The following is a 12720-nucleotide window of genomic DNA, read 5'->3' on the forward strand; positions in this document are numbered from 1 at the left end:
GCAATAATAGCCCGGTGGCATCCATTCCAGGGATGTCACTGCGGCCATTTTCAGCCAGAACAGTCAGGCTAACCTCTTCTCCACATCTTCCTTGAGAAAAAGCCGAGCAAACTTAGCGCTACCAGAGCGAAGGATGATGGCTCAGGCACTTCCAAGGCACTGGACCGTATGATGCCCGAAAGCAATGAGGTACTCGTGGTCCTCTCCTGGGTCCACAGTTCGTGAGCGAGTTCACCGTCTTGGAAGAATCCGGTGATATCCAGATAGTACTTTTTCGAGCCAATCGCATAGTAGGAAGAACTCGACTCGTTCAACGCGAGAGTGACGCGGTCGGCGCATCCATATTGATTAATCGTAGATTCTCTGGATTCTCCATTGGCGCATGTTTCACCGGCGGCTGGTCCGTTGACGGTTTCCCAGTGGTCGAACTGAAAGATGGATTCCAGTATTTGGGAAACTCCGTCGAGATTGACCATCGCTGTAACCTTGAGTTCAGCACTCGTTAAAGGCGTACCGCCAATCGGGTGGTTGAAATGCATGAACTCGCCGAGCGAAAACTCCTCTCCCTCAGTGGCATGAAATGCTGGAGCCGCATTGCCAAGGAAAGCATAGCCACTCTGGTAATCAGGGTTGGAATTTCCCCACTTAATTGTATCCGTGTTCAGGCCTGAGACCACGGGCGCACCCGGCGTCACGTTTACCCAAGACCCCGTAACATCCGCTATCTTGATGGGAGACGCAGCGGCCAAGCCTGTCACAAAAGCCGAGCTGCAAAGAATCAGTGTAATGGCAGAGTGTTTCATAGCTAGGCATCCCTAAATAGTGAAACGCTGCTTTAATAAAGCATTACTACTGCTCTTAAAAACGAACGCAAGGTGAGTACCAGTTCTAGAATTACTGCGCTAAAACAAGCGTGTTTATTGGGGGCGGTTGGGCTACTTTGTCTGCAAGAACGAAGGGTTGTAAAAAAATGTGACGCTGGTCACGTATTGCTGCTGACGAAGCGTGGTTCCGGTAAATCCGTCGTTCCGATAGAGAGTGAACTAGGCTTTTACCTGATAACTCTGGCTGGAAAGGAGTGTGTGATGATGACCGACAACAGCGACCAGAATGAGCGCCCGGACTTTGATGAAGTCCTCCAGACGATCGCAGACTATGTGCTGGACTTCACCATTGAGAGCGCTGAAGCCTGGCGAACCGCCCGTTACTGTCTGATGGACACCATCGGCTGTGGCCTGCTGGCGTTGCGCTTCCCCGAATGTTCAAAACATCTCGGTCCGCTTGTGGAGGGGACAATGGTCCCGCACGGTTCCCGTGTTCCGGGCACATCGTTCCGTCTGGACCCGGTCAAAGCTGCCTGGGACATCGGCTGCGCTGTTCGTTGGCTGGACTACAACGATACCTGGCTGGCCGCTGAATGGGGGCACCCCTCAGACAATCTGGGTGGCATCCTGGCAGTGGCAGATCATCTCTCTCAGAAACGTGTTTCGAACGGACAAATGCCGCTGACCATGCACACTGTTCTTGAGAGCATGATCATGGCGCATGAAATACAGGGGATACTGGCCCTGGAGAACTCCTTCAATCGGGTCGGCCTCGATCACGTGGTGCTCGTAAAAGTCGCCTCAACGGCTGTGACCGCGAAACTGATGGGTGCGAACCGGGACCAGCTGCTGTCTGCGCTTTCCCACGCCTGGGTTGACGGGCAGAGCCTGAGAACTTACCGGCATGCACCCAACGCAGGCTCCCGTAAATCCTGGGCTGCGGGCGACGCTACTTCAAGAGCTGTTCGTCTTGCAGACATTGCCATGCGCGGAGAGATGGGAATCCCCGGTGTGCTTACGGCGCCTCAATGGGGCTTCTATGACGTGTCGTTCAGCAAGACAAACAAGGATCAGAAGCTCAAGCCGGAGGGCGAGCGCCGCTTCTCGTTGCCGCGTGAGTTCGGGTCATACGTGATGGAAAACGTTCTTTTCAAGGTTTCTTTCCCCGCGGAATTCCATGCCCAGACCGCCGTTGAGGCAGCTGTCACCTTGCACCCCGAGGTCCGCAACAGAATTGAGGAAATCGACAGGGTTGTTATCACAACCCACGAGTCCGCAATTCGGATCATTTCCAAGCAGGGCGCTCTGGCCAACCCCGCTGACCGGGATCATTGTCTCCAGTACATGGTTGCGGTGCCTCTGATATTTGGGGGCCTGACGGCCGACCACTACGAAGACAGTTTTCACGAAGCAAACCCGACCATCGACGAAGTGCGGGCCAAAATGGAGGTTGTCGAAGATCCGCGCTACTCATCGGAGTACCTCGAGCCAGAAAAGCGCTCCATCGCCAATGCGATCCAGGTTTTTTTCAAGGACGGCAGCAGCACAGAAAAAGTCGCGGTAGAGTATCCGATAGGGCATCGCCGGCGTCGGGAGGAAAGTATTCCCCTGCTTGAGGATAAGTTCCTGATGAACCTGAGGACGCGCTTTCCACTTCAGAAAACCAGAACAATCCTGGATTGTTTCGCGGACCACGCAGCACTTGACGATATGCCTGTTCATTTATTCCTGGATCAGTTCGTGATTTGATCTGGTCCCAGGGCTGAATTTGTCCATTAAGACGCGATGTCGAATTAATTTACGCGCCTGAATTGGAGAACAGGCGCTTCGATACAGGGTGAAAGAAATCAGGCCGCAAAACATAGGGATGTTGTTGTGTGGTACAGCCTATGCAGGTGTTATTTGCCAGTGCTGTATTGGAGGGCTTATGAGGATCACCAGTGTTGGTAGATTGGTAGGTGCTCTGTCTGTGATTCTTTCGGGTGTTTTTGTCAGTGTCTCGGCTTCGCCCGTTATGGACCACGGTATCGTACTAGCCACGCACCATAGTTCCGCCAACGAAGCCCCGTCGGTACTTTCTGAGCAAAAACGGGATCTCGAGTTTCCCGATCCTTCTGGGTGGGAGGGAAAAATCCAGGGTAGCGAAGAACTCACATCCTCCCTGATCGGACCGAATTACAGTACCCGGGCCACCCCCATGACGGGCGATGACGAACTGGGTGTCAAAGTTGTGTGGCCACTCAAAGAACCCGGGTCTTTGGCGCTTTTGGGGCTGGGCATCCTCGCACTTTTGCTACTAAGCCGGGTGGGGCGCAGACGCTGACCGGAGCTCGTCGATTCCGCTTCGCAAATTCGCATCAATCATTGAAGTTACAAAAATTTACAGTAAACTCTAGTGTATTGAGTTCCCGCCGCAGTGGATGCAGGGATCAGGCTCGGTTGAACATCAAAAGGAGTTGACGTGGCCCACGTCAGGCTGTTCCGGCATTACATACACCTTCCCTTCGTAATCCTCGGCCTGATTGATTTCTCGGTGTTGGTCTGCAGCTTCTCGCTGGCCGCATTTTTTCGTTACTTTGGCGATGCTGGGTTTTTCCTTGAAAACCTCGTTTTTGTTCTCCCTTCCGCCGTAGTTTTTGCTGCTGCCAACCTGCTGGTAATGATCTCGATAGGCGTCCATCAGGCCCGACTGGAAGAGGGCATGTCGGGAATGATGCTGAGAACAATCCTGGCATTGATCGTTGGCGTGCCTGTTGCCGGTTTTACTTATCTGCTGGCCAGCGAGTGGCTATGGTACCTGGGCTCCAGCGGAGTACTGACCACGGCCTCTGTTTTCGGTTTTTTTCTACTGGGTATTGTTCGCTCCGTGTTTTTTGCCGTGGCGGGCAAGGATGCTTTTAAACGCAAAGTTCTGGTCCTGGGCTCGGGATTTCGTGCAAATCAGCTTCTTGAAGACCTGAAGACCCCCTTTAATCGCAAAGGCTTCAGGCTGAGTGGTTTTGTGCCCCTCCCCGGAGAAAAAAGAGAGGTTCCGGAGGAACACCTGATTTATCCGGGCACCACTCTGCAACAATACATTCACAAATACCCTGTTAGTGAGATCGTTGTAGCCGTTGACGATCGCAGGAAAGGACTCCCGATGGAAGATTTACTCGAGTGCAAGATGGAGGGTGTAAAAATTGTCGACGGTGCGACCTTCTACGAACGGGAATCCCGAAAAGTCGCGCTGGAAATGATTTCCCACGGATGGCTCGTGTTTTCGGACGGGTTTACTGTCTCGTCGGTTTTCGGCGTTGGCAAACGATCCCTGGACATTCTCGCGGCGACAGTGCTGCTGATTGCAGGCCTACCGCTGATGGTCCTCACGGCAATTGCCATCAAAATCGAAGACGGATTGAAGTCCCCTGTTTTCTACAGCCAGGAAAGGGTGGGGCTTAATGGGCAGGTTTTCAAAGTGTATAAATTCCGGTCGATGATTACGGACGCGGAGAAGAATGGAGCAGTGTGGGCGAGTAAGAATGATTCTCGTGTTACACATGTCGGCGAGTTCATCCGCAAGGTCCGAATTGACGAGCTGCCTCAAATCTTCAATGTACTGAATGGCACTATGGCCTTTGTCGGCCCCCGCCCTGAGCGGCCGGTATTTGTTCAGCAACTCTCTGAAAAAATACCCTTTTACAGCGAAAGGCATCGCGTGAAGCCAGGGGTGACCGGATGGGCCCAGCTTTGTTTCGCCTATGCTGATAATGAGGAAGATACTCGGGAAAAACTTCGCTATGACCTTTACTACATCAAGAATCAAAGCCTGCTGCTAGATTTATTGATTATAATTCAGACAGTCGAAGTGGTATTGTTCAAAAAAGGATCAAGGTAGTTTCGGGGTTATGCTGTTCCCGAGATATGGAAAAGCAAGGAATTGTAGAGAGGATTTACAATGTCACGGATGTACTCCCTTCCAGGGCTTGCCCTGTTTTTAGTGGTCACCCTGATTTCAGGATGTGCCGGTCAGTCTGCCTCATCTCGAGATAAAATCCAGCGGGCGTTGAGCGTCAATACTGCGACCAGTGTTGAGGAATATGTGCTCGGGGCCACGGACACCGTGAAGGTTTCGGTCTGGCGTAATGAAGACCTCAGCATCGAAGTGCCAGTTCGTCCAGACGGCAAGATCTCGGTTCCTCTCGTGGGCGATGTGCAGGCAAGCGGGCGCACACCGCAGGCACTGGCCGATGACATCGAAAGTAGCCTGGCACGCTATATTCGCCAACCCCAGGTCAGCATTGTGGTTACATCGATGGGTAGCCACGAGTATACCGATCGGGTGAGGGTGACCGGTGCCGTTGAACAACCTGTATCCGTGCCTCACCGAGCCGGAATGACCGTGCTTGATGTTGTCCTTGGTGCTGGCGGTACTACTCCCTTTGCGGCCCTGAATAAATCCATGTTGTATCGCAGGGTTGACGGTGAAGTTGTCGCCATTCCTGTGCGTCTGGAAGACATTCTGAATAACGGTGATGTAGCAACGAATTACGCGATTCGACCGGGAGATATTCTTAGTATTCCGGAGCGGAATTTCTGAGCCTCCGGATTTTAAACGGACCTGTGTTAATCCAATAGTGAGTTATGCGCCATGGCATTACCTCTGTCTGAATTACCAGTCGAAATCGTTAAGGAAGTTCGCTCCCGGAAGTGGCTGGCTCTGCTGATCTTTGTGATTGTGAGCTTCGGTGTTCTGGCCGCCGGATTTCTTTGGCCTTACAAATACCAATCCGAGACGGTGATATTTATTGACGATCAGAACATCATCCGTCCGTTGATGGAGGGCAGTGCGGTTGCCACGGAAATCAACGATAGGGCGTCTGCGGCTCAGGAATTACTCTGGAGCCGGAGCGTGATCGAAAAAATCGCCAAAGATGACGAGATTTTTGGAGAAGGTGCGGCGGACGTCGGGCGTGAAAGGCTTGAGAGCCGGATCTTCGCCTTGAAGCAGAATTTATCGGTCGTCCCGCGCGGAGACAGTTATTTTGCCATTGCGTATCAAGCCGAGTCTCCAATGCGAGCTTTTCTGGTGGCTCAGCGCATGGGGCAGCTCTTTATCGAGGAGACGAATGAACGAAAGCGTACTGAAAGTCGGAATGCGTATGAGTTCATCAATAACCAAGTGCGGAGTTACGAACGACAGCTCGCCCAGGCTGAGGAGCGACTTCAGGAGTTTCTTGCCGAAAATGTCGATGGCACCGAGGGCGATGCCAATAATCGTCTGGATAATCTGAGAAGTCAGCTTGAGCTTGCCCAGATGGAAAAATCGGAACTCGAGGCCCGGGAACGGTCGCTCGAATTGGAGCTCAGTCGAGTTAATCCGACCATTCGTCAGGGCAGGACACCGGATGCCTACCAAACTCGAATCAGTTCCCTCGAAGAGCAGTTGGATAACCTCCGTCTTCGGTATCACGATACCTATCCGGATATTGTAATCCTAAGGGAGCAACTGCAGGAGTTGCGCCGCCAGAAAGCTCGCCAACTCGCCCAACAGGGTGACGAGCCACAGCCCTTGGGAGAGGAGTCCCTATCGAACCCGGTCTATCAGGATATCCAGACAGAGTTGACCTCCACTCGAGCGGACATCCAGACCATGAATTCGAGAATCAATAGCTTTAGACGGCTGCTGGCAGAACAGGCGCAGCGGATGGAACGCATCCAGGAAAACAAGGCTCAGTACATGGAGCTTACTAGGGACATGGAGGTCAACAAAGAGATCTATGACGATCTTCTGAAAAGACGTGAGCGGGCAAGGGTGTCGATGCATCTCGACGTTGAAGGGCAGGGCTTGAACTATCGAATCAACGAGAAGGCTCAGTTTCCGCTCGCGGCATCGGGCCCCGGATTTCCACTATTCGCTGCTGCTGGTCTCTTTTTGGGGCTGGCTGCGCCTTTCGGTTTAGTCGCAGGTTTGCTGCAAATTGATCCCAGAGTCCGGGCAAGGGAGCAGCTTGAGGAAACCATTGAATTGCCGGTATTGGTGCTGCTGCCACAAATAAGGACACCTTATGAGCAACGGCGGGACCATAGGATCACCATGTTGGTTGGGATGATCGCAATCGTGGCCGTGGTTGTGTATTTGAGTATCGCTGGAGCCGCTTTGATGGGAGTTATCGGATGAATGACCGAAAAAGCAACACCGGTTCCCTCAAGGATTCGGAAGAAGACCAGCCAGTTGTTGGAGATGACAACGGAAACCATCCGGAAGATGGTTACTGGTTAAGAAGCAGGGATGAACTGAATAAAGAGGGTGTCCCATACTCGGAGTGGGATGATTCCCGAATGCTGGTTCCCAGCTCCCTTGAACTTGGGCCCGGAGCTGTAGACAGGTACGTCATCAGCAAGCAGATTGTCCGCATGCAAGAGCCTCGTCGGCTCACAGCGGATGATATGGATGAACGCCGGATTATTTATCCCGAATCTGGTAACCGTGCCATGGTGAACCGATTTCGGGATCTTCGGACCAAATTGCTTGAAGCTTCGGGAGGTAACAATTTTACAATCGTTGTGAGTGCGACCAATCGGGGAGCGGGCGCTTCATTTGTCGCCCTCAATCTGGCAGCGGCATTTGCATTCGATCAATCCAAAACGGCGGTGGTCATCGACTGCAATCTTCGTGAGCCATCCCTTCACTCTACGCTCGATATCATGCCGGAAACCGGGCTGACGGACTTTCTCGAGGATCCTGATTACGATATAGCCCGAATTCTATATCCAACAGGAATTCCCCGGTTAAGACTGATACCTGCGGGTAGTCGTCGGGAAACGCCCAGTGAGTTTTTTACCTCTTTCCGGATGAAACAGTTCCTCCAGGCGGTCAGGCGTCGTTATCCAGACCGATTTATTGTGCTCGATACCGCGCCGATCACCGAATCGCCTGATGCCCGAATTCTCTCGGAATTGTGCGATTACTCCATGTTGGTTGTCCCCCATGGTCGGGTTACTCCGAATCAAGTGGAGCAGGCAGCCACCGCCTTTAATCCCCAAAAATTCGTTGGAACGGTTATCAATGGTTAGACATGGATTGTCAGTGCTGAAACGTCGGAGTGGATTACTGTTTTTGGGGATCTGGATTTGTTCGTCAGGCCCAATAGCTGCAGCTCCCGCGGTCTTCTCGGTAGGGCTGGATTCGCGGTATACCAACAACGCAACGCAGGCTCCTTTTAATGAGGAGTCGGACCTTGAATCGAGAGTTTTTGTGGGTGTCCAGCATTCCTCCGATCCTGGTAATTGCAATTCCGAGCTGGCCGCACAGGTTGGGTATAGCCGCTGGCTTGATGAGACCTTTTCACCGGAAACAACCGCCAATGCTGACTTTGAAGGTGATTGTCGCCTTGGAAGTAACCTGGTTTGGGAGGCCTCGGACTATCTTAGAGACGTTGTGCGGGACAGCCGGGTAAACAATACACCCAATAACCGGACCCAGAAAAATGTTTTCCGAACCGGCCCGATTCTTACATTTAGGTTAGGGGCAGTGGATGAGCTCTTGCTTTCTGCATCCTACGAGAACACAGAGTTTCGTGAACCTGAGCAGAAGGATGGCGAACGGTATAGTGGGTCGGTCGGTTGGAATCATTTCTTCAGCCCTTCTTTCTCGGCCGGGCTGCGTGCGAGTGCAGACCAGTCTGAACTTGATACCGAAGAGGAATTCGATCGTGTCACTGTCAGTGCCCCTTTCAACAAGGCGTGGGCAGCGACCAGCCTGAGCGGCGCGGTAGGCTATGGCCGAATCGAATCGTCATTACAGAACAGCAGTCCACGGAAATACGACAGCTTCGTGGGCAACTTGCTTTTGGTGCGACAGATTAATGTCACAACAGAACTTGAAATTGAGGCAAGTCGAGAGCTCACCGATCAGACCTCGGATTTCGATACTCGATTTGATGATTTTATTTTCAACCTGGACCAGACAAGCGCTGTCGAGGTGACAGCTGTGCGTCTAGGGGTAAACAATGATCTTGGTGCCTCTACCTTTGACATTGGGTTGTTCGCAAACCGATCAGACTATCTCGATATAAGGATTGAGGAGGATAGTGCTGGTATTGATGCAGCCTTTCGGCGCCCGCTAACCGGCCAGTTAAACTGGACTGTAGGAGCGCGTTATGAGTTGTTCCGATACAGTGCCGACGATACCGAGGATGATGTTATTCGAGTCAACACCGGGATCGATTTCCAATTGAACAGACAGCTCAGTTTCGTGAGCGTAGTTGGATATGAAAAGCGGACCAGTGACGTGCTGAGTCGAGAATTCGATGAAGCCTGGGTCCTGGTTGGCGTTGAATATCTGTTCCGCTGAGGCCCGAATGAGGGGCACGCCAGACAGGGAAGAATACTCTATGCAGACGACGATACAGAACGCACTCACGATCGATGTCGAAGACTATTTCCAGGTTGCGGCGTTGTCGGAGGCCGTGGAACGGGATGACTGGTCGTCCATGGAATATCGGGTAGAAGCGAACACTGATCGTCTGCTTGAACTCTTCGACAGCCACAATATCAAAGCCACATTTTTCACTTTGGGTTGGGTGGCCGAGCGGTCACCCGCTCTGGTTCGACGGATCCGGGATGCCGGTCACGAGATTGCAAGCCACGGTTACAGCCATCAGCTAATTTATGATCAGACGCCGGAACTGTTTCGGGAAGAGACTCGCCGATCCAAGAGGATTCTGGAGGATATTACGGGCGAGCCGGTCACAGGCTACCGGGCGGCGAGTTATTCCATTACATCGAAATCGCGCTGGGCGCTCGACGTTCTCTGTGACGAGGGTTTTACCTGGGATTCCTCTATATTTCCGGTTCACCACGATCGGTATGGAATGCCCGGCACGCCGTTCGAGCCATACCAGCTTCGGGCACCTGGCGGCGGTTTGCTGACGGAGTTTCCCCTTTCAACGTGTCCCATCGGAAGGTACCGGTTGCCGATCGCTGGTGGAGGCTATTTTCGGCTTTTCCCATACTGGTTTAGTCGGTGGGGATTAGGGCAAATTAATAAGGCGGGACAACCGTTTATTTTTTATCTGCACCCCTGGGAAATCGATCCTGATCAGCCGCGACTGAAAGTAAAAGCTTTCTCGCGTTTCCGTCATTACAACAACCTCGATAAATGTATGAGCAGGCTCGAAAGTTTGCTTGGAGATTTTCGGTTTGGCCCCGTATCGAGTGTACTTTCGCGTGTAACGATTTCCTCAGAGGCTGTCGCCGTCTGAGTGCCTTTCGAAGGATAGTCTGATGGAAAGGGATATTTCCTTGGTTGGTCTGGAAGATCAAAAACATCGCCTGGATCGATTGAAAAACGAGAAGGGCCGCTTGGGCCGTTTGGTAAATGAGGCGCGACGGTCGGGAGGTACAGGGGATCACTGGATCTCAGAATTTCGCGACGTGTCCCAGGAGATCAAAAGGCTTCAGAAACTAATCAAAAAGCAGGTCAATGGCGCTGAGGTCGAAAAGAAATGGGCGCCGGAGACGATAGCACCCCCTCCAGCGATTACCGAGAAGCCCCTCGATAAGCCTGTTTCGGTCAAACCCTGTGTCGGCGACATGCTTATAGCGGCCGACGAATATGTTGGCCAACATCCCGGCGCAGCGGTATGGCATCGGCCCTTAATTTCTTCCTTCATCAAGCAGACGTACGGCCATAAAGCTCGTTACCTGTGTGCGGTGACAGAGTGCGGAAAATTGGTGGGAATTCTCCCTGTGGTTCGTCTCAATAGCCGTCTGTTCGGAAATTTCATGGTTTCCATGCCGTTCTTTAATTATGGCGGTGTGCTCGCGGATAATGCCGATATCGCCCATCAGTTGATTTATGCCGCTGATCAATGGCGAAGGGAGGAGGGGGCCAAGCACCTGGAACTTCGATTCCTTCAGGACAACAAACTCGGTCTGCCCCAAAGAACTGACAAGGTAACTTTCTGGTTACCTTTGCCGGATCAAAGCGATGCCCTGTGGAACAGCTTCAAGCCAAAACTCAGGGCACAGATACGTCGAGGTAATCGGGACCTGAGCAGCCTGAGTATTGGAGGTAGTGAGCTTCTGGATGAGTTCTACAAGGTATTCTCGGTCAATATGCGTGACCTTGGAACGCCGGTATACAGCCGCGCTTTTTTCCGGAATCTACTGGCAGGTCTGGACGGACAGGCCTGGCTTGTAGTGGCCCGAATTGGTGGGCGGGCAGCCGGCTGTGCGTTTTTGACCGGCTATCGGGAACGAATGGAGATACCGTGGGCATCCACCCTCAGGAAGCAGAGCCACACCGGCATCAATATGATCATGTATTGGAAGATCCTTGAGTTTGCGATTGAGCATAAATTTAAGATTTTTGATTTTGGCCGCTGCACCGAGAACGCTGGAACCTATAGATTCAAGGAGCAATGGGGGGGGCAGCCCATTGCTCTTCACTGGGATTATGTCCTGCCAACAGGGGAGAGGCTTCCAGAACTTAACCCGGATAACCCGAAATTCCGACTGTTAATAGCGGCCTGGCGAAAGCTGCCGGTTTGGGCTGCAAATCTGTTGGGGCCGCGCATTGTCAGGGTATTGCCATAATGCTCCACCACTCGGAGAAAACCATTCTGCATCTGATTGATACCACCGGACCCGGTGGCGCAGAGACTGTCTTTATTAATTTACTCAGGGAACTGGGGCGTACAGAGTTCCGAAATGTGGTGGTTCTTCGCGGTGACGGATGGGTCGCGGACAAGGTGCGTTCCATCGGGATCGCTCCACACTTTATTGATTCGAAGGGCAGTTTTAACCTTGGTTACATCAAAGCTCTCAGACGCTTGGTAAGTGATGAAAACGTTGCTCTGATTCACGCGCATCTCCTTGGCTCCAACGTTTATGGTGCGTTGCTGGCTCTCATTTGCCGAAAGCCAATGATTGCGACCTTTCACGGGGCTGTGGATGTCGCGGATGGTGAGCGGTTCCTCCGAGCGAAGTTCTTCTTGATCGGTCTTGGTGCTTCAAAGATCGTCTGTGTATCAAAACGGCTGAAAGAAGAGCTTTCCGCCCGAAGCGCCTTGCCAGCCGAAAAAGTGAAGCTGATATACAACGGTGTCGATCCTTCGAAATTTCTTAACGCCTCTCTCGCCAACTTAAAACAATCGCTCGGTCTGAAGCCGGAATCTATCCTGGTAGTGTCTGTTGGTAATATCCGCCCTGCAAAAGGCTATGAGTATCTGGTCGAGGCATCATTACGAATGTCAGAGTCTGATCCAGACATTCACTTCGTCGTGGTAGGACATCAAAGGAAGACACTTTTCGACAGACTGACCGAGCAGATATCCGAATCTACAAAAAAGCCCAGGCTTCACTGGCTTGGATTCCGGGAAGATGTGGCAGACATTCTGAGACAAGCGGATATATTTCTTCTCCCCTCCGTTTCCGAGGGGTTCTCTATCTCAACGGTAGAGGCGATGATGGCCGGGGTTCCTGTTATTGCAACGAAGAGCGGCGGGCCAGAGGAAATTATTGTTGATCGTGAAACCGGTCTTCTTATTCCGGTCAGAAACCCCGACGCCATCGTAGCGGCGATTAAGGACCTCAGAAAACCAGATATTAGGGAGAGGGTAGTGGCCAGGGCTCACACTGTTGCGGTCGAAAAGTTTGGCCTGGAGACTATGCTTCAAGAATACCGTGGGCTCTACCAACAACTTATCGGCTAGGGCAAGATGCTAAAAAGTGTTGTTCTGAAGTTTGCCAACTGTGTTGGCGAATCGGGTCTGTTTCGATCCCTTTGTCCAGGGCGGGTACCGGTGTTTATGCTCCACCGAGTGTCTGACTCTGGAGAGGAACGCCTGCCCGGATGCATGAATTCGGATATACTCCGCTCCCATCTGGATTACCTCGCCAGGAAAGGATTTCA

10 protein-coding genes are annotated in these 12720 nt (G+C 52.3%); 9 read left to right on the plus strand and 1 reads right to left on the minus strand.

The window, feature by feature from the left end:
- Positions 1 to 68 precede the first annotated feature (68 nt).
- Positions 69 to 803: a THxN family PEP-CTERM protein gene (locus QQF73_RS08490; protein WP_219865883.1), complete on the minus strand. Its 735-nt coding sequence runs from the start codon at positions 801 to 803 to the stop codon at positions 69 to 71.
- Positions 804 to 1088: 285 nt separating this feature from the next.
- On the opposite strand from QQF73_RS08490, the gene QQF73_RS08495 reads away from it, so the two are divergent.
- The 9 genes from QQF73_RS08495 (at position 1089) to QQF73_RS08535 (ending at position 12520) form a co-directional block, all read left to right on the plus strand.
- On the plus strand, positions 1089 to 2573 hold the full coding sequence (locus QQF73_RS08495) for a bifunctional 2-methylcitrate dehydratase/aconitate hydratase (protein ID WP_285368288.1): 1485 nt from the start codon (positions 1089 to 1091) through the stop codon (positions 2571 to 2573).
- 712 nt (positions 2574 to 3285) lie between these two features.
- Positions 3286 to 4698, plus strand: a complete 1413-nt coding sequence (locus tag QQF73_RS08500) for a TIGR03013 family XrtA/PEP-CTERM system glycosyltransferase (protein ID WP_219865882.1) — start codon at positions 3286 to 3288, stop codon at positions 4696 to 4698.
- Positions 4699 to 4758: 60 nt separating this feature from the next.
- On the plus strand, positions 4759 to 5400 hold the full coding sequence (locus QQF73_RS08505; RefSeq protein ID WP_219865881.1) for an XrtA/PEP-CTERM system exopolysaccharide export protein: 642 nt from the start codon (positions 4759 to 4761) through the stop codon (positions 5398 to 5400).
- 51 nt (positions 5401 to 5451) lie between these two features.
- The gene (locus tag QQF73_RS08510) at positions 5452 to 6981 is read left to right on the plus strand and encodes an XrtA system polysaccharide chain length determinant (protein WP_219865880.1); all 1530 of its coding nucleotides are present in this window, start codon (positions 5452 to 5454) and stop codon (positions 6979 to 6981) included.
- On the plus strand, positions 6978 to 7877 hold the full coding sequence (locus QQF73_RS08515; RefSeq protein ID WP_228743209.1) for a P-loop NTPase family protein: 900 nt from the start codon (positions 6978 to 6980) through the stop codon (positions 7875 to 7877). The genes QQF73_RS08510 and QQF73_RS08515 overlap by 4 nt, the downstream gene beginning before the upstream one ends.
- Positions 7878 to 7890: 13 nt before the next feature.
- Positions 7891 to 9156 carry an outer membrane beta-barrel protein gene (locus QQF73_RS08520; RefSeq protein WP_285367859.1) on the plus strand — a complete coding sequence of 422 codons (1266 nt, stop codon included), beginning with the start codon at positions 7891 to 7893 and terminating at the stop codon, positions 9154 to 9156.
- 40 nt (positions 9157 to 9196) lie between these two features.
- Complete coding sequence (locus QQF73_RS08525; protein WP_219865878.1) at positions 9197 to 10066, plus strand: XrtA system polysaccharide deacetylase; 870 nt, start codon at positions 9197 to 9199, stop codon at positions 10064 to 10066.
- A gap of 22 nt (positions 10067 to 10088) precedes the next feature.
- Entirely contained in the window at positions 10089 to 11402 is a 1314-nt protein-coding gene (locus QQF73_RS08530; protein WP_219865877.1) for a FemAB family XrtA/PEP-CTERM system-associated protein, read from the plus strand.
- A complete protein-coding gene (locus QQF73_RS08535; protein ID WP_219865876.1) occupies positions 11402 to 12520 on the plus strand; it encodes a glycosyltransferase family 4 protein in 1119 nt (372 codons plus the stop codon). Before QQF73_RS08530 ends, QQF73_RS08535 begins: the two co-directional genes overlap by 1 nt.
- The last annotated feature ends 200 nt before the right edge of the window (positions 12521 to 12720 follow it).

It is taken from the genome of Marinobacter albus (assembly GCF_030238305.1).
Lineage (GTDB): Bacteria > Pseudomonadota > Gammaproteobacteria > Pseudomonadales > Oleiphilaceae > Marinobacter > Marinobacter albus.

Coding starts and splice junctions, on each gene's coding strand:
- QQF73_RS08490 (WP_219865883.1), bottom strand. CDS start 803: ATGAAACACTCTGCCATTACACTGATTCTTTGCAGCTCGGCTTTTGTG.
- QQF73_RS08495 (WP_285368288.1), top strand. CDS start 1,089: ATGACCGACAACAGCGACCAGAATGAGCGCCCGGACTTTGATGAAGTC.
- QQF73_RS08505 (WP_219865881.1), top strand. CDS start 4,759: ATGTCACGGATGTACTCCCTTCCAGGGCTTGCCCTGTTTTTAGTGGTC.
- QQF73_RS08510 (WP_219865880.1), top strand. CDS start 5,452: ATGGCATTACCTCTGTCTGAATTACCAGTCGAAATCGTTAAGGAAGTT.
- QQF73_RS08515 (WP_228743209.1), top strand. CDS start 6,978: ATGAATGACCGAAAAAGCAACACCGGTTCCCTCAAGGATTCGGAAGAA.
- QQF73_RS08525 (WP_219865878.1), top strand. CDS start 9,197: ATGCAGACGACGATACAGAACGCACTCACGATCGATGTCGAAGACTAT.
- QQF73_RS08530 (WP_219865877.1), top strand. CDS start 10,089: ATGGAAAGGGATATTTCCTTGGTTGGTCTGGAAGATCAAAAACATCGC.
- QQF73_RS08535 (WP_219865876.1), top strand. CDS start 11,402: ATGCTCCACCACTCGGAGAAAACCATTCTGCATCTGATTGATACCACC.